The organism is Planotetraspora kaengkrachanensis, assembly GCF_016862895.1.
Taxonomy (GTDB): Bacteria; Actinomycetota; Actinomycetes; order Streptosporangiales; family Streptosporangiaceae; genus Planotetraspora; species Planotetraspora kaengkrachanensis.
Map to the genome: position 1 here is coordinate 46,315 of NZ_BONV01000051.1, position 19,945 is coordinate 66,259.

Sequence of the window (19,945 nt, forward strand, 5' to 3'; positions counted from 1 at the left end):
AGGAGAACACCAGACCCGCCACGCCGGCGGCTTCGTCGCATGATGGGCGACTGCGCTGGAAGCGCGTGATGTTGAAGCTGTCCGGCGAGGCCTTCGCCGGCGGCGAGCCGCTCGGGATCGACCCCTCGGTGGTCGCCCAGCTCGCCGACTCCATCGCCGAGGCCGTACGCGAGGGCGTGCAGGTGTCCGTGGTCGTCGGCGGCGGCAACATGTTCCGGGGCGCCGCCCTGTCGGAGCGCGGGATGGACCGGGCCCGGGCCGACTACATGGGCATGCTCGGCACCGTGATCAACTGCCTCGCCCTCCAGGACTTCCTGGAGAAGCGCGGCATCGACACCCGGGTCCAGACCGCCATCACGATGCAGCAGGTGGCCGAGCCGTTCCTGCCCCGCCGCGCCATCCGCCACCTGGAGAAGGGGCGTGTGGTGATCTTCGGTGCGGGGCTGGGCTCGCCGTTCTTCTCCACCGACACCTGCGCCGCGCAGCGGGCGCTCGAGATCGGGGCGGAGGCGTTGCTGAAGGGCACGCAGGTCGACGGTGTCTACGACTCCGACCCACGGAAGAACCCCGACGCGGTCCGCTTCGACCAGCTTGATTACGGCGAGGTGCTGACGCGCGGTCTCGGGGTCATGGACTCGACCGCGATCAGCCTGTGCATGGACAACGGCCTTCCCATCGTGGTCTTCGACCTGATGGGGGATGGCAACGTCCTGCGGGCGGTCCGCGGTGAAAAGATCGGCACGCTGGTGAGTCCGGCAGGGAAATAGGGAGCCGCAGTGATCGACGAAACGCTCTTCGAGGCCGAAGAGAAGATGGACAAGGCGGTGACGGTCGCCAAGGACGACTTCGCGGGCATCCGTACCGGCCGTGTCACACCCTCCATGTTCAACAAGATCAACGTGGACTACTACGGATCGCCCACCCCGATCCAGCAGCTGGCGTCGTTCCACGTGCCCGAGGCACGCATGGTCCTGCTGCAGCCGTACGACAAGGGTGCGATGAGCGCGATCGAGAAGGCCATCCGCGACAGCGATCTCGGCGTCAACCCCGGCAACGACGGCCAGGTGATCCGCGTGGTGTTCCCGGAGCTTTCCGAGGAGCGCCGCAAGGAGTACATCAAGGTCGCCCGCACCAAGGCGGAGAGCAGCCGGGTCTCGGTGCGGAACATCCGCCGTCACGCCAAGGAGACGCTCGACAAGCTGGTCAAGGACGGCGAGGTGGGCGAGGACGAGGTCCATCGCGCGGTCAAGGAGCTCGACGATCTCACCCAGAAGCACGTCGCCAAGATCGACGAGCTGCTGAAGCACAAGGAAGCCGAGCTGCTCGAGGTCTGAGACCTCAATCCTCGATGTGAGGCAGTGGCACGACCGTGATCCTTGTGCCGCGCTGTCCGGTGAGTACAGCGCGGCACAAGGATCACGTGTATAGGGAGTAGGACGCTTTGGACGGAACGGCTGCCGCTGGGGACCGGTTTTCCGCGGACGGAGTGACCGGCGCCCATGGTGATGATGATCATGGCGACGGCCCCGGTGGCGGGCGCGGTGACGGCATGAACGGTGGCGCGGACTCCGGCCCGGCCGGCCCCGGGTCCGGCGGGGTTTCCGGCGGCGGAAGCCGTACCGGGCGGAACCTTCCCGCGGCGGTGGCCGTCGGCGTCGCGCTGGGCGCCGTGGTCATCGCCTCGCTCTATACCGTGAAAGTCGTCTTCCTCCTCGTCGTCCTGGCCGCGGTCGGCGTGGGCGTCCACGAGCTGACCAAGGCCGTCGCGGCCCGCGGGATCCGGGTGCCGATGCTCCCGTTGCTCGCCGGCATGACCGCGATGGTCGTCGGCCCCTACTGGGGCGGTCCGGCGTTCCTCGTCGGCGCCTTCTCCGTCACCGCGATGGTGGTTCTGACCTGGCGGATGTTCCAGGGCGCGGACGGGTTCGTCCGGGACGCCACGGCCGGGGTCTTCATCGCCGTCTACCCCTCGCTTCTCGCGGGTTTCGTCCCGCTGCTCCTCACCGTCGACGACGGGTCCGACCGCGTGCTGATCTTCATCGCGGTGACCGTCTGCAGCGACATCGGCGGCTATTTCGCCGGCATCCTGTTCGGCAAGCACCGGATGTCGCCCCTCATCAGCCCGAAGAAGACCTGGGAGGGCTTCGCGGGGTCCGCGCTGGCCTGCGTGGTGGCGGGTGCGTTACTGGTCCACTTCCTGCTGGGCGGCGCGTACTGGCAGGGCGCCGTCCTCGGCGCCGTGGTCGTGGTCTGCGCCACGCTCGGCGACCTGATCGAGTCGGTCATCAAGCGTGACCTCGGCATCAAGGACATGGGGACCCTGCTCCCGGGCCACGGCGGCGTGATGGACCGGCTGGACTCGCTGCTTTTCACGCTGGTCCCCATCTGGCTGCTACTCACGCTGTTCGTGCCCTAACCGTCCGGCTCGGGTCCAGTTCGCGTCCGGCCCAGGTGCGGCCCCGGCGCGGCTCAGATCCGGCTCTGTACTGCCAGGCGGTCGGAGAGCACCTGGTGTCCCTGGTCTTGGGCCAGCCGGAGCTCGGTGTCGGTGAGCGGAAGCAGCCACAACCACCGCACGGATTCCCCGCCGAACGCGAACCCGGACAGGTCAGGCACTCCGACCGGGTCGGCCAGCATGATCACTCCCTGGTGGCCGCCGTTCAGCGGGAACGTGCCGGGCCCCTGGAACCAGCGGGCCGTGTGGCCGTGTCCCAGCCAGGTCACCGACCGCCACGGGTACTGGCCAAGCCAGAGCAGCACCCGGGTGGCCACCCCAGGGTCCTGCCGGGTCGCGATGGCGAGCTCTATACGGCAGGCGGTGTCGTAAAGCTCCGCCGTCGGCATCCGCTGGCAGCTCATGCCGACGGTCGACAACACGGTGTAATCCCTGCCGAAGCCGGCCGGCCGCTCGGTCACTCCGACCACAGGGAGTCGGGCTCCGCTGACGTCCCAGTAGCGTCCGGGCGGCCCGAGCCGGCTGTCGAGATGGCCCATGACGAACTGCTGGAACGACGCCCAGCTGCCCTCGGCCTCCCGCCACTGCCAGTACGCCCGGGCCTTGGCCACACGGGGCGACAGCCCTTCCATCGCCTCGCTGAGCGACCAGGCGAAGGGTGACTCGCCGACGGCGTCCCTGGCGTAACCCGGCATGCCCCGCTCGAGATCCGACCAGCCAGGAATGACGGCAAGCAACTCGCCGTTCTCGAAGATGGCGACGCCGTCCCCCTCCTCGAACCAGAGCACGGACAGCGCGGCGGCGTCGAGCGGAGCCGTACCGGAAGGGTTGATCGTGTTCACGCGAGGCATCACCGGCGGCAGCCCGGCATTGGCGCGAGCGAGATCCACCGTCTCCGGAGCCGGGCCGTGGTTGGCCAGCCAGACGGCTCCGTGGACGGTTCCCTTTGATCCGCGCAGGTAAGCTACTGAGGATGCCCGGTCGCGTTCGATGGTGAGAGTGCGGCTCCCGTAGGGGTTGGGGCTGGTGAGCACGACGGATGCCCTGTCCAATCTCACCTCCGGAATCACCGTCAGAATAAGGCTGCTTCGGGCAGTCGTTAAGACCACATCTGCAGGAGATCGGAAGGTTTGTGTGAGCGACCAGCCCAAGCCCGGACAGCTGACCCTTGTCGCGCCGCGCCGGGGTAAGCCGCAGCGCCATCTGGCCGACCTCACCATGGCGGAGCGCAGGGCCGCCGTCGCCGAGCTCGGCGAGAAGCCGTTCCGCGCCGACCAGCTCTCCCGGCACTACTTCGCCAAGCTCACGGGTTCGCCGGAGCAGATGACCGACCTGCCGGGCGAGAGCCGCGACCGGCTGGTATCCCAGCTCATGCCGTCCTTGCTGACCCCCGTCCGGGAGATCACCTGCGACGACGGCATGACCCGGAAGACGTTGTGGAAGCTGTTCGACGGGTCGCTCGTCGAATCGGTGCTGATGCGCTACCCCGACCGGGTGACGATGTGCGTCTCCTCCCAGGCCGGCTGCGGGATGAACTGCCCGTTCTGTGCCACCGGCCAGGCCGGGCTGACCCGGAACATGTCCACCGCGGAGATCGTCGAGCAGGTCGTCGCGGGCGCGCGGGCGCTGGCCCAGGGTGACGTCCCCGGCGGCCCCGGCCGCGTGAGCAACATCGTTTTCATGGGCATGGGCGAGCCGATGGCCAACTACAAGGCCGTGATCGGCGCCGTCCGCCGCCTCGTCGACCCCGCCCCCGAAGGTCTCGGCATCTCCGCCCGCGGCGTGACCGTGTCGACCGTCGGCCTGGTGCCCGCGATCAAGAAGCTGTCCGACGAGGGACTTCCCGTCACGCTGGCCGTCTCGTTGCACGCTCCCGACGACGAACTCCGCGACACGCTCGTCCCCATCAACACCCGCTTCAAGGTCGCCGAGGTGCTCGGCGCCGCCTGGGAGTACGCCGCGAAGACCAAGCGCCGCATCTCCATCGAGTACGCCCTGATCAAGGACATCAATGACCAGGAATGGCGTGCCGACCTGCTCGGACGCCTCCTCAAGGGCAAGCTCGTGCACGTCAACCTGATCCCGCTCAACCCCACGCCGGGGTCGAAGTGGACCGCCTCCCGTCCTGAGGATGAGCGCGCCTTCGTCCGCAGGCTCGAGTCGCACGGCGTCGCGGTCACCGTTCGGGACACGCGAGGCCGCGAGATCGACGGCGCGTGCGGTCAGCTCGCGGCCGCGACGCCCGCTTCCTGACGCTGCCCGGTTCGTGACGTCGCCCTGTTCGTGACGTCGCCGGCTTCGTGACGTTGCTCGGGTTCTGGCATCGTCCGCGTCCTGCCAGCGGCGCGTTGTCTGGCATCGCCTGGTCCCAGTGCCGGTGATCTGCGGGAGTCTTTCGTGCTTCCACGGATCAGAACGGAGGAGTGTCCGTCGCCGGCTCGTCCAGGGGACCGGTCGGTGAGGGCGATGGGGCGCATGCCTGGGTGCGTTCGTCGGATGGGCACTCCTTTCCGCATGACTCCGGATCGTTCGGCTGCCGCCTGTTCCGCTGAGGCCTGCTCATCTGAGAGCCGGGCGGAAGGTTCGGCGCTGAATTGTGTGGCTTCAGGCCCGCCACCAGGGGGTGGGCGTCGTCGGCGATGGCCTCGGGCTGAGGAACCGACCAGTCGCGGGGCTGCGGATCGACGACCCTGAACATGACCGGCGGGAGCCGGGTGGGATAGGTGTGGCCCAAGGGGCTGTCCCACAGAATCAGCTCGGAATCGGGCATGGTCACGCTCCAGCCGCCGTCGTGTTTGGCGCGGTGGTCATGGCGACAGGCCAGATGCAGGTTGTCCTCAGTGGTCGATCCTCCGCTCGCCCAGTCCGCCACATGGTCCTGATCGGTCCGTGTGGCGGGCGTGCGGCAACCGGGCCATGAGCAGAAACGGCCCCGTATCTGGATGTAGCGACGTAAAGCAGCACCCGCGTGTCTGCGCCCACTGTCTGCGCCGCTCTTGATGGTGGCGTCGGTGGTACTGAGGTGGCGCGAGGTTCGCTGGGCCAGGTCGGAGATGAGCGCGGACCAATGCCCCAGGGATTCCTTCGCAACGGCGAGCTCGGCCAGACGAGACCTGGTGATTTGAAGCTCGACGATTCCGCCGTCCCGGATGTTCCGTGCGGGGCGTAGAGAGGGAGCACAGGGGCGGTGGCGCGTGAGCCCGCTGTAGAGGAGCCGGCCGTCGTCGGTGCAGACTGCGAACCGCCACTGTCCGGCGAGCATGCCAGAGACCATCTCGCGGGCCAAGCCGGCGTGGACGACCCCCCAACCGGGCACCTCGGCCGGGTGTTCGTCGAGCCCGAGAAGCGTGGTCACCTCCACCCGGATTTCACGAACCGCCCGGCGGGCGGTGCCGGTCGGTGGGCGATTCCCACGAGGCCCACTATTCGGCGGTGATCCGACAGGTCCATCAGAAGGACCAGAGGAGGACGTGCCCTCGTCGGGTCCCTCGCGTTCACGCGGGGTGGGGTTGTGCGGTGCTGGCTTCGTCTTGGCCGGCTGCTCTGCGGGGTCGGCGGCGCGGTCTGCGACGGCGTCGCCCGTTACCTTGCCGGCCCGTTTGCCAGGCTGCCCAGTAATTCGCTCGCCAGCCTGGTCGCCCTTTCGCTCGCCGATCTGGTCGTCGTTCTGGTCGACGAACGGGTGGTCGAGGACGTGAGCGACGATCTCCTTGTCCGTCAGGCCCTCGAATGATCCGTCCAGAGAGCCGAGGAACAGGTCGGTCCGGATGTGGTCGATCGGGCGTTTGTCTCCGGCCCGCTTGCAAGCGCGTGCCAGGTCGTCGATGCGTTCACACCCGGCGGCCGCGCGGTCCAGCGGCAGGTCCAGGCCGGACACGTTCGCTGTGCCGTCCTCGTTCCGGGTGCCCACGACTCGGCGGCGGCGGACCGCTTCGGCGTAGCGCTTCTGCGCCCACTCGGGATCGATCGCCAGAACAAGCCGTTGGATCTGTTCGATCAATGCGCCGACGGTCAGGCGGTCGACGCCGGGCACCAGTTGCGAGCAGACCGTCTCGGCCTGCTGAGGGGTCAGGCCCGCGGTCCATCGGAGGAACGCCGCAGCCCGCGGCTCATCCAGGTCGCCGCGCAGCATGGCCTCACCCAGCCGGGGCAGTCGGCGGAGCACGCCCCATGCCAGTTCGAAGGTGGAATCGGCGCGGCGGCGCGACCACACCAGTGCCGCTCGGGCCTCGTCGGGACTGAACTCGTCGGGCACCTCAAGCCGCCGAACCGAGTCTCCGGAGAAGTGCTCTCGCAGCCCGACCTCCAGCAAGACCGCGAGAAACCGGGCCCGATCGTGGCACGACTGCCGGTACGCGGCCTTCAGCACCTCGACCGTGTCGAACCCTGAGACTCGGCTCTCGTCGATGTTCGCCAGGGCCTCGGCCAGTTCCGGGCCGGGTGGGAGCGAGGCCAGGCCGTCAGGGATCGGCAGCGGACGATCCGAAGTGGCGGAGAAGGGCCCAGCGGCCAGGTCACTATCTGCGGACGCGCATGTGGGCACGATGGGACCTCCTCCCCGGAGACGAAAGCGACCGAATTCCCGATCGAACGGAGATCGGGGACCCACTTCATGGAATCGACTGCTTCATCACGGGGCGTACGGCCCGAACGGCCCACCCAGCCAGGCTCACCTGTAACGGCTACATCGAGCATACCTCGAACACGCGATCGAAAACAAGCCCAGCGCCCTCACTCGCCGGGAAAACGCTCAGGGGCGGGTGCGGCGCAGCCATGCGTACGCCGCGAGGCCGACGAGCGGCCAGATCAACGACTGCACGGCGAGTAGCGGCAGATTTCCCAGGAGGACGTCATGGTGGCCGTCCTTCATCCAGCTCATGACGGGAACCGTCAGCCACCGGGCTCCTGACGCGCTGATCAGCAGAATTGCCAGATAGCCGAGGATCAGGGCGAGACTCGACACGGCGGGGGAAGGAAGGACCGGACGGCTGGTCAGTGCCCCGAGCGCGACTCCGGCGAGGACGGAGAACAGGTGCAGGCACACCCCGACCATGATCGCGCCGATGCCAGGGTCGGCGGACAGGCGCGCGAGCAGCGCGAGTTCGGCGATCACGGTGAGGCCCAGGTCGAAGACGCAGGCCGCGATGAGCCCGCTCAGCAACTCCCCACGGCGGTGAGCCGCGATGGAGATCATCCGCTGCTCGTCCGGTTCGCTGTCGAGCAGCCCGCGGGCCGCCCAGGCGAACACGGGGAGGAGGATCCCGGCCGAATCGGCCATCGCCCCCAGTTCCTCGCCGGCGGGGATCGGTGTCGCATACAGAATCGCCAGCAGAGGGAGCAACCCGATGAGCGGCTGGATGGCCCGATGCGAGCGCGCGTATCCCGCGAGCCGGAACCGTATCAACGCGATCATTCGGCGGCCTCCCGCGCGACTCGGACCACATGTCCCTCGGCCCGCAGGCGGTCGGCCAGTTCCTCTGCTCTCGATGTCGTCACCGCGACCTCGAGGACGGTGACGGACCGCGAACTCTCTCCTGGCCGGATGCCGTCCTGCGTGGTGATCCGGTGCCCGGAATCGTTCAGGGCGGTGACGCCCTGTGCGGGGACGCCGCGCGCGACGCCGGCGGTGTCATGCGCGGTGTTTCCGGGAAGCCCGTGAGCGGTGTTCCCGGGAAGCTCCTGAGCGGTGTTCCCGGGCAGCTCTCGAATCGTCCTGTCCCTGACCTCGTGCCGCCGGAGGTCGGGCAATGTGCGCAACTCGCCCTGATGGTCGCTGGCGACGACGATGCCGCCTCTCGCGGCGACCTCGCCGATGATCGTCGGCAACTCGGCTCGGGTCGCGGTGTCCAGGCCCGCGAACGGTTCATCGAGGATGAGCAGCCCCGGCTCGCAGAGCAGAGCCTGGGCGAGCCCGACTTTGTGGGCGCTGCCCTTCGAGAGGTCGGGCAGCCGATGACCCATCAGATGATCCATGCCGAGCCGCTCCGTCCATTCGCCGATCCGCCGGGGATCGGCGCCGCGAATGGCGGCCATGTGGCGCAGGTACGCGGCGACCGTGAACGGCTGGGCCGCCGGGAACCGTTCGGGCGCGTATCCGACGACACTTGGACGATCTTCGATGGTGCCCTCGGCCACTCTGAGGAGCCCGGCGAGCAGGCGTAGAAGGGTGGATTTACCCGCGCCGTTGGGCCCCAGGATCTCGGTCACGTCGCCCGGACGGAGAACAAGCGTGGCATCTGACAACACCCAAGGATTCCGCCTTCCGTAACGGAAGGACAGATTGGTCATCCGCATAGGGTCCGCAGCTTATCCAGACAGATTCTCGGTGTCCTGTACGTAACCCGTCCTACAGCGGGCAACGGGACTCCCTTCATCATCGATTCATCGACACAATGGATCTGCTCGATCACACGACGGACAGGAGAGGTGTGTGAATCGTTTTCCACGCGTCATCGGTGTCCGGCTGGGCTACGACCCCGAGCAGGTCGACGAGTTGATCTCGAGGATTGAGCGCACGCTTGGCCGCGGCCGGCTCGACGGCCCGCCGGTCACCGCCGATGAGATCCGGGGCGCCAAGTTCGGCGTGAAGCTCGGCGGCTACAACGAGACGGCTGTGGACTTCGCCCTCGACGCGTTCATCGTGGCAGTTGAGGCCAGGACTACGGCGGTCGCCGATCAGCTCCCTGGTGAAACCCCCGACCCCGATTCCGTACTGCGGGCAGCCGAGGAGCAGGGCGAACATGCCCGCCCGGATGAAGCCCGCGAGCATGGCGAGATCGGTGACGCACAGGTCGAGGAGAGCGAGGGCCCGAAGGGGGAGCAGACCGGGGAAGCGCGGTTCAAGGAGAGCGGGCAGGCCAGAGTAGAGCTCGAGGAGAGCGGGGGTGCGCGCGCCGAAGTCGATAAGAGCGGGAGCACGCAGGCGGCCGGCAGCACAGATGCACAGGCTGAGTACGGGAAGCAGGGCGAGGCGGGGCGTCGCTCGTCCGTCGACGCCGCGCCGGGAGACGTGTGGGAGGGCGAGGCCGCGCGCGTGGAACAGAAGGCGTTCCGGCCCGGACGCCTCGGCCTGGGCTATCGGGAGCAGGACGTCGACGCCCTGCTCGATCGGGTCGTCGCCACACTGCGCGGCACCACCGATCAACCGGTGACGGCGGAGCAGATAAGGGCTGCCACGTTCACTACGGTGGTCTTCCGGTCCGGATACGCGATCGGCGAGGTCGACCGCTTCCTGGCCGACATGGCCGATGTCCTGGAGCGCCGACGCACAGTACTCGAGGAGAACCCCGCATGATCCCTGACGGCATCGCCCCCGCCGTGAACGCCGTGGCCGGCGTGACTGCCGTGAGCCCTGGGACCGCTGCCGATGGGTACGGCCCGCGATGACGAGGGTGGCCGTAGCCCAGCTCGCCCTCCAGGTGGGAAGGGCCGAAGAGAACCGGGCGGCGGCTTCAGCGGCCGTGGTCGAGGCGGCCGCGGCCGGAGCCCGGCTCGTGGTGCTGCCCGAGCTGGTCAACAGCGGCTACGTCCTCTCCGGCCCGGCCGAGGCGAGGGCGCTGGCCGAGCCCGTCGACGGCCGGACCGTGTCGGAGTGGGCGCGGCTGGCCCGGGCCCATGACCTGGTGATCGTGGGCGGATTCTGCGAGCTCGCCGGAGGGCGGGTCGGCAACAGCCAGGCCATGGTCGACGCCGGGGGGTTGCGGGCCGTCTACCGCAAGGTCCATCTCTGGGACGCCGAGCAGGACGTGTTCGTGCCGGGCGAGGATCCCGCGCCCGTCGTCGACACCGTGATCGGCCGTGTCGCGATGATGGTCTGCTACGACCTGGAGTTCCCGGAATGGGTGCGCTCGGTGGGGCTGCGAGGGGCCGACGTGCTCGCCGTCTCCACCAACTGGCCGGCGTCGCCGGTGCCGCAGGGGGAGCGGTCCGTCCTCATCGCGTACGCCCAGGTCGCGGCGGCCTCGAACCGGATGTTCGTCGCGGTGGCCGATCGTTGCTCCGCCGAGCGCGGGGTGGGCTGGGTGTCGGGATCGTCGATCATGGGGCCGCACGGTTACCCGCTGGCCGGGCCCGTGCTCCAGGACCGTCCCGCCGTCCTGGTCGCCGACTGCGACCTCTCCGCGGCGCGGGACAAGACCAGCGGCCCGCGCAACGACGTGCACAGGGACCGGCGGCCGGACCTGTACGCCGCGGGGGAGACGGTGAGTGCGTGATCGTCGATCTGTCGGTGCCGATCACGACCGGGATGCCGGTCTATCCGGGTGACCCCGAGGTGGAGCTTCGCCCGGCGCTCACCGTGACGGGAGAGGGCGTCAACGTCCTCGAGGTGCATCTCGGTTCCCAGTCGGGTACACACGTGGACGCTCCGTACCACATCGACGACTCGCTTCCGCGGCTCGACGACCTGCCGCTGGAGCGATTCCTGGGCGAGGCCGAGATCGTCGACGTCAGGGGCCTGCGGCCGCGTGCGCCGATCACTCCCGACCTTGTGGCGCCGCATCTCCGGCCGGGAACGATTCTTCTGATCGCCACTGGATGGGCGTCCATGTGGGGGAGCGAGGACTACCTGCGGCATCCGTGGCTCACGGCGGAGACGGCGGAGCTCATCGTCGAGTCGGGGATCCGGACCGTCGGCATAGACGCGCTGAGCGTGGATCCGACGCCCGCGGAGGATCTGCCGGCGCATCGGGCCCTGTGCGGCGCGCACGCCGTGATCGCGGAGAATCTGCGGAGCCTCGATCTGCTCGTCGACGCCCAGGCGGACGGCCGTCCGATCGAGGTGTCACTCCTGCCCCTGCGCCTGGAGGGCGCCGACGGCGCTCCGGTCCGGGCCGTGGCCCGTGTCGGCCCCGCGCGCCGGCGGGAACCCGTGCGTCAGCGGGTTCCCCACGAATAGGTCTGCTTGTGCAGCTTGAGATAGACGAACGTCTCGGTCGCCCGGACGCTGGGGATCGCGCGGATCTTGCCGAGGATCTCCAGCAGGTGCGTGTCCCCCTCGCAGACGACCTCGACCATGATGTCCACGGAGCCCGCGGTCAGGACGACGTAGTCGATCTCCGCGATGGACGACAGTTCGTCGGCGACGCTCTCCAGGTCGCCTTCGCACTTGATGCCGATCATCGCCTGCCGGGGGAATCCGAGCGTCAGCGGATCGGTGACGGCGACGATCTGCATCACGCCCATGTCCAGAAGACGTTGCACCCGCTGGCGTACCGCCGCCTCCGAAAGGCCGACCGCCTTGCCGATGGCGGCATACGGTTTGCGGCCGTCCATCTGGAGTTGCTCGATGATCTGCTTGGAGATCTCATCGAGGACCACGGTCCCGCTCTGGGCGGTCGCGCGTGCCTTCGGCGGTGTCGTCATCCTCGGGGGGATCCTCTCTTCGAGTCGCCTTAGCGGCCCTGTGTTACGCGCCGGTTTTTGACATGTTGCCGATCAGGTCTGACATGTTGTCAGCTCCGAGGCCCTTGTCAAGCGATTTCGTAGCGATTTGGTATCTTAACCACGAAATCACTTGTAGTTGGTTTTTTTGTCTGCCAGAGTCGCGACATTCAGCTACCTCGACAGGAGGGCAACGGTGACCACCCGTCTGCAGAACTTCGTGAACGGGAAGTTCGTCGACGCCGTCAGTGACCGGTTCTCGGATGTGGTAGATCCCACGACCGGCGAGGTCTACGCCCAGGCGCCGGTGTCCGGACCGGAGGACGTCGACGCGGCCTACGCCGCCGCGGCGGCCGCTTTCGAGACGTGGGGACAGACGACCCCCGGCGAGCGTGCCGGTTTCCTCCTGAAGATCGCCGACGCCATCGAGGCGCGCGCCGACGAGATCAACGAGGCGGAGTGCCGCAACACCGGCAAGCCTCGCGCGCGGATGGCGGAGGACGAGACTCCGATCGCCGCCGACCACTTCCGCTTCTTCGCCGGGGCGGCCCGCACGCTGGAGGGCCCGACGGCCGGCGAGTTCCTCGCCGACCACACCTCGATGATCCGGCACGAGCCGATCGGCGTCATCGGCCAGGTCACGCCGTGGAACTACCCGATGATGATGGCCGTGTGGAAGATCGCGCCGGCCCTCGCCGCGGGCAACACGATCGTTCTCAAGCCGTCGGACACCACTCCGGTCTCCACGATCAAGCTCGCCGAGATCATCGGCGACGTCCTTCCCGCAGGCGTCTTCAACGTCGTCGCCGGCGACCGTGAGACCGGCGCTCTCGTCGTCGGTCACCCGACGGCCGACATGGTGGCCATCACCGGCTCGGTCGGCGCGGGCATGGCGGTGGCCAGGTCGGCCGCCGACGACCTCAAGCGCGTCCACCTGGAGCTGGGCGGCAAGGCGCCGGTCGTCGTCTTCGACGACGTCAAGGACATCAACGCCGTCGCGGAGGCGATCGCGGGCGCCGGCCTCTACAACGCGGGCCAGGACTGCACCGCGGCCTGCCGCGTCATCGTCCAGGAGGGCATCCACGACGAGTTCGCCGCGGCGCTCGCGCAGGCGGCCGCGAACACCAGGATGGGCGGCCTCGACGACGAGGAGGCCTACTTCGGCCCGCTGAACAACCCCAACCAGCTCGCGCGGGTGCAGGGCTTCTTCGAGCGCGTCCCCGAGCACGCGACCGTCCTCACCGGCGGCCGGCGGGTCGGCGACCAGGGCTACTTCTTCGCTCCGACCGTCGTCGACGGGCTCCGCCAGGACGACGAGATGATCCAGGACGAGATCTTCGGCCCGGTCATGACCATCCAGACGTTCACCGACGAGGCCGACGCGGTGGCCAAGGCCAACGGCGTCAGGTACGGACTTTCCGGCTCGGTCTGGACGTCGGACCACGGCCGGGCGATGCGGGTCTCCAAGCGGCTCGACTTCGGCGTGGTGTGGGTCAACACGCACATCCCCTTCGTGTCGGAGATGCCGCACGGAGGCTTCAAGCATTCGGGCTACGGAAAGGACCTTTCGGTCTTCGGGCTTCACGACTACACCCGGGTCAAGCACGTCATGCACTACATCGGCGAATAGGCGGCGGCAGGAGCCGTACGACCTATTGATAAAGAGGGATAAGCCTGGAATGACAGAAATCCAGGCGGGCCCGGGGGCAGCCGCTTCGGCTGCCCCCGGTTCACACCAGACGCCCGCCATCGAGCTCGACAATGTCGTGAAGGAATACACCTCGCACGGCGAGGTCGTACGGGCCGTCAAAGGCGTGAGCCTGGCCATCACGGAGGGCGAGTTCTTCTCCCTCCTCGGCCCCTCTGGGTGCGGCAAGACCACCAGCATGCGGATGATCGCCGGATTCGAGGACCCGACACAGGGCGTGGTCCGGCTCCACGGGCAGGACGTCACGAGCGTCCCCCCGAACAAGCGTGACGTGAACATGGTCTTCCAGTCCTACGCCCTCTTCCCGCACATGAGCGTCTGGGAGAACGTGGCGTTCGGGCTCAAGCGCAAGAAGGTGGAAGCCGCCGAGATCCAGCGGCGCGTAGGGGAGATCCTCGAGGTCGTCGACCTCACCGGCCGGGAGAAGCGCCGTCCCAAGGAGATGTCCGGCGGTCAGCAGCAGCGCGTGGCCCTCGCCCGCGCCCTCGTCAACCGGCCCCGTGCCCTGCTCCTGGACGAGCCGCTCGGCGCGCTCGACCTCAAGCTGCGGCAGGCCATGCAGATCGAGCTCAAGCGCATTCAGCGCGACGTGGGCATCACGTTCGTCTACGTGACCCACGACCAGGGCGAGGCGCTCACGATGAGCGACCGCATCGCCGTCATGAACGACGGCCTGGTGGACCAGCTCGCGGCTCCCAGGGAGATCTACGAGCGGCCGGCCACCAAGTTCGTCGCCGGCTTCATCGGCACGTCGAACCTGCTCAGCGGGTCCGTCGACAAGGTCAACGGGTCGACGGCCGTCCTGGCGCTCGGGCCGAGCGACCGTATCCTGGCGCCCATCGAGGGAACGGTCTCCGTGGGTGACACCCTGGAGCTCACCGTGCGCCCGGAGAAGATCACGATCTCGACCGCGAAGCCGGAAGGCGACCTCAGCGTCGTCCAGGGCACCGTCTCCGAGGTCGTCTATCTGGGCACCTCCAACAGTTACGCCGTGGTTCTCGCCGATGGCGCCGAGATCACCGTTTTCCAGCAGAACGCGCACGACAGCACCATCACGGCCGAGCGAGGCGACACGGTCTGGCTGTCCTGGCAGCCCCAGCACTCCTACGTGCTGCGGTAACTCCCTCCGAATTACCAGGAGCACGAACCCCATGAACGACTTCCGCAATCAGGACCCCGCTCTCCTCCGCGGCATGACGCAGCGCCGTCTCGGCCGCCGTGACGCGTTCCGCCTCGCCGGCATGTCGGCGGCGGGTCTCGCGCTGGCCGCCTGTGGCGTTCAGGGCAAGCGTGTGGCCCAGCCCACCTCCTCGGCCCAGGCGCAGTCGGCGGTCCAGCAGTACTGGTCGGGCAAGGTCAAGAACGGTCACGTCGACTTCGCCAACTGGCCTCTCTACATGGATCCCAAGCAGCCCGAGCTCAAGCAGTTCACGCAGGCGACCGGGATCACGGTGACCTACAGCGAGGTCATCCAGGAGAACGCGAGCTGGTTCGCCAAGATCCAGCCGCTGCTGGCCGCCGGTCAGTCGATCAACTACGACCTCATGGTCGTCACCAACGGCATCCAGTTCAGCCAGCTCGTCGAGCTCGGCTACCTCGTGCCGCTCGACCACGGCAAGCTGCCGAACTTCGCGGCGAACGCGGGGCCGCGGTACAAGTCCGAGGCGTTCGACCCGGGCAACGTCTACAGCGTCCCGTGGACGTCGGGCATGACCGGCATCGCGTACAACCCCAAGTACATCGACACGCCGCCCACCAGCTACGCCGCTATGTGGGACCCGAAGTACAAGGGCAAGGTCGGCATGATGGCCGACTCCCAGGAGATCGGCAACTTCGCCATGTTCCTGCTGGGCATCGACCCGGAGAAGTCGACGCCCGCCGACTGGGAGAAGGCCGCCGCCAAGCTCAAGGAGCAGCGCGACGCCGGAATTGTGCGGAAATATTATGATCAGTCGTATGTTGACCCGCTGAGCAAGGGCGACATCTGGATGTGCCAGGCGTGGTCGGGCGACATCTTCCAGAAGAACGTCTCCGACGGCACGGACCTGAAGTTCGTGATCCCGGACGAGGGCGCCACGATCTGGACCGACAACATGATGATCCCGAAGACCGCGGCCAACCCCGTCGACGCGATCACGCTCATGGACTTCTTCTACGACCCCAAGGTCGCCGCGAGCCTCGCCGAGTACATCAATTACGTCACGCCCGTGCCCGCGGCCCAGGCCCTCATCAAGCAGGACGCGGACGCGGCGTCGGGCGACGACAAGAAGACCCTCACGGAGGTCGCCGACAGCCCGCTGGTGTTCCCCTCGGAGGCGGACTACGCCAAGCTGCGCAGCTACCGCAACTTCAAGAACACCGACGAGCAGAAGCAGTACGAGAACATCTTCCAAGCGATCACCACGGCATGAGCGGGCTCGACGTTCCCTTGGCTGAGGAGGAGGCATGAGGACGCTCAGGGCCAGGCTGACGCCGTACGCGCTGATCTTCCCAGGCGGGCTCTGGCTGGCGATCTTCTTCGTCGTCCCCACGCTCGTGATGTTGTCGTTGTCGCTGCAGTCGGGCAACGTGGTCGACGGCTTCGCCTTCACGTTCAACTGGCACAGCTACGTCGACGGGGTGACCACCTACCACGACCAGATCGTCAGGTCCCTGCTGTACGGCCTGACCGCCACGGTCGTCCAGATCGTCATCGGCTTCCCCGTGGCGTACTGGATCGCCTTCAAGGGCGGCGCCCGCAAGTCGGTGTACCTCTTCCTGGTCCTGCTGCCCTTCCTGGTGTCGTTCGTGCTGCGGACGATCTCCTGGCAGTTCCTGCTGTCGGACAACGGCATTCTGTTCGGCCCGCTGAAGGACATCGGGCTCCTGCCGCAGGACTTCCGCGTCCTGGCCACGCCGTACGCGGTGATCGGCGGCCTGTCCTACAACTTCCTGCCGTTCATGATCCTGCCGATGTACGTGGCGCTGGAGCGGATCGACCCCCGGCTCCTCGAGGCGGCCCAGGACCTCTACGCGAGCAGGGCCCAGACGTTCCTGCGCGTCGTGCTGCCGCTGTCGCTGCCCGGCGTGTTCGCCGGGGTGCTCATGACGTTCGTGCCGGCCACCTCTGACTATGTCAACTCGTCCGTCCTCGGCGGCACCAACACCACGATGATCGGCAACGTCATCCAGAACCAGTTCCTGGTCAACCAGGACTACCCGGTCGCGTCGGCCCTGTCGTTCACGCTCATGGCATTGCTGCTGATCGGCATCTTCGTGTACGCGAGAGCCCTCGGCACCGAGGACGTGCTGGAGGTGGCCGCGCGATGAACCGCGGACTGTTGCGGGGGCGCGGCCTCCAGATCTACACCTGGCTGGTCATCGCCTGGCTCGTGGTCCCGATCGCGGTCATGATCCTGTTCGGGTTCAACGACACCAAGGGCCGGTTCAACACCACCTTCCAGGGGTTCACCCTCAAGTGGTACGGCCGGCTCTTCGAGATCGACGCACTGACCCAGGCCCTGGTGAACTCGCTTCTCATCGCGCTGCTCACGATGGTGATCGCCGGCGCGCTCGGATCGCTCATCGGACTGGCCCTCGGCCGCTACCGCTTCCGCGGGGCGGCGCTGCTGACGCTGGTGATGTTCGCCGCGATCTCGTGCGCCGAGATCGTGATGGGCGCCTCCCTGCACTCGCTGTTCATCACGCTGGGCATGCCGGAGGGGTTCCCCACCATCCTCATCGCCCACGTCATGTTCTCGATCTCCTTCGTGGCCGTGACGGTGCGGGCCCGGGTGATGACTTTGGACACCTCGCTCGAGGAAGCCGCCAGGGACCTCGGCGCGAGCACGTGGGCTACCTTCCGGCTGGTCACGCTCCCGATGATCTTCCCGGGCGTCCTGGCGGGCTCGATGCTGGCGTTCGCCCTGTCGATCGACGACTTCGTGATCACCAACTTCACCGCAGGCGGCACGACGACGTTCCCGCTGTGGATCTGGGGCGTCACCCGTGTGGGCATCCCGCCGCAGGTCAACATCATGGGCACGCTCATCTTCGCGGGCGGTCTTCTGATCGCCGCCGCCAACATCATCAGCGCGCGGCGCCGCCGCGCGTGATTCCTCGGGGAAGTGGAATGTGAACCCGCAGAAGGCGCTCGCTGACGCGGAACGCAAGCCGTACTGGCTGGACCGGGCGATCGCGCCCGCTCCGTCGCCGCGACTGACCGGCCAGGTCTCCGCGGACCTGGCCGTCGTCGGGGGTGGTTTCTCCGGTCTGTGGACCGCGCTCATGGCCAAGGAGCGCGACCCGTCCCTCGACGTCGTCCTGCTGGAGGGGCGGGAGATCGGCTGGGCCGCGTCAGGCCGCAACGGCGGCTTCTGCGCGGCGAGCATCACCCACGGACTCGGCAACGGGATGGAGCGGTGGCCGGAGGAGATCGGCCGGCTCGACCGCCTCGGACGGGAGAACCTCGACGAGATCGAGGCCACCCTCGCCCGGTACGGCATCGACTGCTCCTTCGAGCGGACCGGCGAGGTGCGCGTCGCCACGCGGGACTGGGAACTCGACGGCCTCGACGAGGAGGCCGCCGTCGGCGCGTCGCTCGGGCTGAGGATGGAGCGCCTCGACCGCGAGCAGGTGCGGGCCGAGGTCGACTCCCCGACCTACCTGGGCGGCCTGTGGGACCGGGACGGGGCGGCCATGGTCGACCCCGCCCGGCTGGCCTGGGGGCTCAGGGACGCCTGCATCCGGCTCGGCGTGCGCGTCTTCGAGCGGACCCCGGTCATGTCCCTGCGGGACGGCGGGAGTCTTCTGGAACTCGTGACGCCTCTCGGCGCGGTGCGGGCGAGCACGGTCGCCCTGGGCACGGGCGCCTTCGCTCCGCTGCTCGGCAGGCTGCGGCACTTCCTCGTGCCGGTCTACGACTACGTGCTGATGACCGAACCCGTGCCCGCGGACCGCCTGGCCGAGGTCGGCTGGCGCAACCGGCAGGGGTTCGGCGACTCGGGCAACCAGTTCCACTACTACCGGCTGACCGACGACAACCGGATCCTGTGGGGCGGGTACGACGCGGTCTACTACAACGGCGGCCTCATCACGGCGGAGCACGATCAGCGCGACACCACGTTCGAGATGCTCGCCGAGCACTTCTACGAGACGTTCCCGCAGCTCGAAGGGGTGAGGTTCAGCCACAGGTGGGGTGGGGTCATCGACACCTGCAGCAGGTTCAGCGCCTTCTTCGGCACCGCGTACGGCTCTCGCCTCGCCTACGCGGCCGGGTACACGGGCCTCGGGGTCGGGGCCACCCGTTTCGGGGCCAACGTGATGCTCGATCTGCTCGCCGGGGAGGAGACCGAGCGGACCCGGCTGCGCATGGTGCGGCGCAAGCCCGTGCCCTTCCCGCCCGAACCGCTCAGGTCGGGCGTCATCCAGCTCACGCGCTGGTCGCTGGCCAGGTCCGACGAGCACGAGGGGCGTCGCAACGCGTGGCTGCGCACGCTCGACGCGTTCGGGCTCGGCTTCGACTCGTGACCCCTCGGCCGGGGTGCGTCACCCGGCCAGCCAGCGCAACGGGTTCTCGTGGGTGATCAGGCGCCGTGTCTCGTCGTCGACGCCGGCCTCACTCAGGGCAGGCAGGATCGTGTCGAAGAGCCTGCCGTACCCCGGCCCGCCGTAGCCGAGCAGATGTTCACGGCGGGAGACGCCGCTGCTGAGCAGCACGCGTTCGGCGTGGCCGGCGTCGAGCAGCGCCAGGACGTGCTCGGCGTCGTCGACGCTCACGTAGGCGCCGGTCTCCGCGATCTTCCGCTGGGCCGGCGCGTCGGCCGTGCGCGCGCTGAGCCGCCGGGCGGGCACTCCGTGGGAGAGCAGGAGTTCGAGCAGGCCCAGGCCCTCGGTCGCCACCGGCAGGTCGGTGCGCAGGCAGGCGCGGGCGGCGGCGATGAGCGCGCGCTCCTCCGCCGCGGTCGGGGCCTCGTCCCAGGCGGTCGCCACGATGAGTCCGGGCCGCGCCCCCGCGCCGTCGAGCCCCGCACCGATCTCGTGCAGGAGGTCCGCCGTCAGGTCGTCCACGCCGTACCGCCGGACGGCGTCCCCGCAGAACGGCTCGGGGGCGAATCCGGTGGCGGCGACGACGGCGACCCTGCTGCCCGCGGCCATGCGGCCGAGCGACGACGGGTCGCGGGCCATGCCGATGCAGGTGTGCTCGACGACCAGGCTCAGCCCGCGACCCGACGCCAGTTGCTTGAGCTCGGCGACGACGTACCTCTCCTCGTCGAGCCAGCGGTACGGGTCGGAGCCGACGCCGATTCCCCACCGGGTGTCCGTGCGCAGGTGTTCACGGGCGAGCACCGGACCGTCGATCTCAGAGACGGGGACCGCACCCGAGACGGTCTGGATGCGGGGAAAATAAGCGCCGGGCATGA

The 19,945-nt window shown here is 68.4% G+C and carries 19 protein-coding genes; 13 read left to right on the top strand and 6 right to left on the bottom strand.

Annotated features, from left to right (window positions below):
• Nucleotides 1–68 precede the first annotated feature (68 nt).
• From pyrH to Pka01_RS37255, 3 genes are all read left to right on the top strand, one after another.
• Entirely contained in the window at nt 69–767 is a 699-nt protein-coding gene (gene pyrH, locus Pka01_RS37245) for a UMP kinase (protein ID WP_239116096.1), read from the top strand.
• A gap of 9 nt (nt 768–776) precedes the next feature.
• Nucleotides 777–1,334 (top strand): ribosome recycling factor, encoded by a 558-nt coding sequence (gene frr / locus Pka01_RS37250; protein ID WP_203887699.1) that lies wholly within the window; start codon nt 777–779, stop codon nt 1,332–1,334.
• Between the two features lie 215 nt (nt 1,335–1,549).
• Nucleotides 1,550–2,416 carry a phosphatidate cytidylyltransferase gene (locus Pka01_RS37255; protein ID WP_203887700.1) on the top strand — a complete coding sequence of 289 codons (867 nt, stop codon included), beginning with the start codon at nt 1,550–1,552 and terminating at the stop codon, nt 2,414–2,416.
• 53 nt (nt 2,417–2,469) lie between these two features.
• Here Pka01_RS37255 and Pka01_RS37260 read toward each other — a convergent pair whose 3' ends face one another.
• On the bottom strand, nt 2,470–3,513 hold the full coding sequence (locus Pka01_RS37260; RefSeq protein ID WP_373318236.1) for a suppressor of fused domain protein: 1,044 nt from the start codon (nt 3,511–3,513) through the stop codon (nt 2,470–2,472).
• A gap of 76 nt (nt 3,514–3,589) precedes the next feature.
• Here Pka01_RS37260 and rlmN point away from each other — a divergent pair, with 76 nt between their 5' ends.
• Nucleotides 3,590–4,708 carry a dual-specificity RNA methyltransferase RlmN gene (gene rlmN, locus Pka01_RS37265; RefSeq protein WP_203887702.1) on the top strand — a complete coding sequence of 373 codons (1,119 nt, stop codon included), beginning with the start codon at nt 3,590–3,592 and terminating at the stop codon, nt 4,706–4,708.
• Nucleotides 4,709–4,865: 157 nt separating this feature from the next.
• Here rlmN and Pka01_RS37270 read toward each other — a convergent pair whose 3' ends face one another.
• The 3 genes from Pka01_RS37270 to Pka01_RS37280 form a co-directional block, all read right to left on the bottom strand.
• Nucleotides 4,866–6,998 carry an HNH endonuclease signature motif containing protein gene (locus Pka01_RS37270; protein ID WP_203887703.1) on the bottom strand — a complete coding sequence of 711 codons (2,133 nt, stop codon included), beginning with the start codon at nt 6,996–6,998 and terminating at the stop codon, nt 4,866–4,868.
• 207 nt (nt 6,999–7,205) lie between these two features.
• Nucleotides 7,206–7,868 carry a hypothetical protein gene (locus tag Pka01_RS37275; protein WP_203887704.1) on the bottom strand — a complete coding sequence of 221 codons (663 nt, stop codon included), beginning with the start codon at nt 7,866–7,868 and terminating at the stop codon, nt 7,206–7,208.
• Complete coding sequence (locus Pka01_RS37280) at nt 7,865–8,749, bottom strand: ATP-binding cassette domain-containing protein (RefSeq protein WP_203887705.1); 885 nt, start codon at nt 8,747–8,749, stop codon at nt 7,865–7,867. Before Pka01_RS37280 ends, Pka01_RS37275 begins: the two co-directional genes overlap by 4 nt.
• A 136-nt stretch (nt 8,750–8,885) precedes the next feature.
• Between Pka01_RS37280 and Pka01_RS37285 the strand changes: the two genes are divergently transcribed.
• From Pka01_RS37285 to Pka01_RS37295, 3 genes are all read left to right on the top strand, one after another.
• Nucleotides 8,886–9,749 carry a DivIVA domain-containing protein gene (locus Pka01_RS37285; RefSeq protein ID WP_203887706.1) on the top strand — a complete coding sequence of 288 codons (864 nt, stop codon included), beginning with the start codon at nt 8,886–8,888 and terminating at the stop codon, nt 9,747–9,749.
• An 88-nt stretch (nt 9,750–9,837) separates the two neighbouring features.
• Nucleotides 9,838–10,668, top strand: a complete 831-nt coding sequence (locus Pka01_RS37290) for a nitrilase-related carbon-nitrogen hydrolase (protein WP_203887707.1) — start codon at nt 9,838–9,840, stop codon at nt 10,666–10,668.
• Complete coding sequence (locus tag Pka01_RS37295; RefSeq protein WP_239116074.1) at nt 10,665–11,351, top strand: cyclase family protein; 687 nt, start codon at nt 10,665–10,667, stop codon at nt 11,349–11,351. Before Pka01_RS37290 ends, Pka01_RS37295 begins: the two co-directional genes overlap by 4 nt.
• Here Pka01_RS37295 and Pka01_RS37300 read toward each other — a convergent pair.
• Complete coding sequence (locus Pka01_RS37300; protein ID WP_203887708.1) at nt 11,330–11,818, bottom strand: Lrp/AsnC family transcriptional regulator; 489 nt, start codon at nt 11,816–11,818, stop codon at nt 11,330–11,332. The genes Pka01_RS37295 and Pka01_RS37300 overlap by 22 nt on opposite strands.
• A gap of 214 nt (nt 11,819–12,032) precedes the next feature.
• Between Pka01_RS37300 and Pka01_RS37305 the strand changes: the two genes are divergently transcribed.
• Genes Pka01_RS37305 through Pka01_RS37330 form a run of 6 tightly spaced genes read left to right on the top strand, consistent with a single transcriptional unit; the run spans nt 12,033 to nt 19,052 of the window.
• Nucleotides 12,033–13,466 carry a gamma-aminobutyraldehyde dehydrogenase gene (locus tag Pka01_RS37305; protein WP_203887709.1) on the top strand — a complete coding sequence of 478 codons (1,434 nt, stop codon included), beginning with the start codon at nt 12,033–12,035 and terminating at the stop codon, nt 13,464–13,466.
• Nucleotides 13,467–13,515: 49 nt separating this feature from the next.
• Nucleotides 13,516–14,664 (top strand): ABC transporter ATP-binding protein, encoded by a 1,149-nt coding sequence (locus tag Pka01_RS37310; protein WP_203887710.1) that lies wholly within the window; start codon nt 13,516–13,518, stop codon nt 14,662–14,664.
• Between the two features lie 31 nt (nt 14,665–14,695).
• Complete coding sequence (locus Pka01_RS37315; RefSeq protein WP_203887711.1) at nt 14,696–15,955, top strand: polyamine ABC transporter substrate-binding protein; 1,260 nt, start codon at nt 14,696–14,698, stop codon at nt 15,953–15,955.
• Nucleotides 15,956–15,989: 34 nt separating this feature from the next.
• Nucleotides 15,990–16,853 carry an ABC transporter permease gene (locus Pka01_RS37320; protein WP_203887712.1) on the top strand — a complete coding sequence of 288 codons (864 nt, stop codon included), beginning with the start codon at nt 15,990–15,992 and terminating at the stop codon, nt 16,851–16,853.
• Nucleotides 16,850–17,638: an ABC transporter permease gene (locus tag Pka01_RS37325; RefSeq protein WP_203887713.1), complete on the top strand. Its 789-nt coding sequence runs from the start codon at nt 16,850–16,852 to the stop codon at nt 17,636–17,638. Before Pka01_RS37320 ends, Pka01_RS37325 begins: the two co-directional genes overlap by 4 nt.
• A gap of 19 nt (nt 17,639–17,657) precedes the next feature.
• Nucleotides 17,658–19,052, top strand: a complete 1,395-nt coding sequence (locus tag Pka01_RS37330; RefSeq protein WP_203887714.1) for an NAD(P)/FAD-dependent oxidoreductase — start codon at nt 17,658–17,660, stop codon at nt 19,050–19,052.
• Nucleotides 19,053–19,070: 18 nt separating this feature from the next.
• Here the strand turns inward: Pka01_RS37330 and Pka01_RS37335 are convergent, their stop codons facing one another.
• Nucleotides 19,071–19,943 (bottom strand): phosphotriesterase family protein, encoded by an 873-nt coding sequence (locus Pka01_RS37335; RefSeq protein WP_203887715.1) that lies wholly within the window; start codon nt 19,941–19,943, stop codon nt 19,071–19,073.
• Nucleotides 19,944–19,945: the final 2 nt, after the last annotated feature.

Bases quoted from the DNA above. Each gene is read 5' to 3' on its own strand.
- Pka01_RS37290 (WP_203887707.1), top strand. From the start codon at position 9,838: ATGACGAGGGTGGCCGTAGCCCAGCTCGCCCTCCAGGTGGGAAGGGCC.
- Pka01_RS37315 (WP_203887711.1), top strand. From the start codon at position 14,696: ATGAACGACTTCCGCAATCAGGACCCCGCTCTCCTCCGCGGCATGACG.
- Pka01_RS37325 (WP_203887713.1), top strand. From the start codon at position 16,850: ATGAACCGCGGACTGTTGCGGGGGCGCGGCCTCCAGATCTACACCTGG.
- Pka01_RS37300 (WP_203887708.1), bottom strand. From the start codon at position 11,818: ATGACGACACCGCCGAAGGCACGCGCGACCGCCCAGAGCGGGACCGTG.
- Pka01_RS37335 (WP_203887715.1), bottom strand. From the start codon at position 19,943: ATGCCCGGCGCTTATTTTCCCCGCATCCAGACCGTCTCGGGTGCGGTC.
- pyrH (WP_239116096.1), top strand. From the start codon at position 69: ATGTTGAAGCTGTCCGGCGAGGCCTTCGCCGGCGGCGAGCCGCTCGGG.
- Pka01_RS37280 (WP_203887705.1), bottom strand. From the start codon at position 8,749: ATGCGGATGACCAATCTGTCCTTCCGTTACGGAAGGCGGAATCCTTGG.
- Pka01_RS37320 (WP_203887712.1), top strand. From the start codon at position 15,990: ATGAGGACGCTCAGGGCCAGGCTGACGCCGTACGCGCTGATCTTCCCA.
- Pka01_RS37310 (WP_203887710.1), top strand. From the start codon at position 13,516: ATGACAGAAATCCAGGCGGGCCCGGGGGCAGCCGCTTCGGCTGCCCCC.
- Pka01_RS37255 (WP_203887700.1), top strand. From the start codon at position 1,550: ATGAACGGTGGCGCGGACTCCGGCCCGGCCGGCCCCGGGTCCGGCGGG.
- Pka01_RS37275 (WP_203887704.1), bottom strand. From the start codon at position 7,868: ATGATCGCGTTGATACGGTTCCGGCTCGCGGGATACGCGCGCTCGCAT.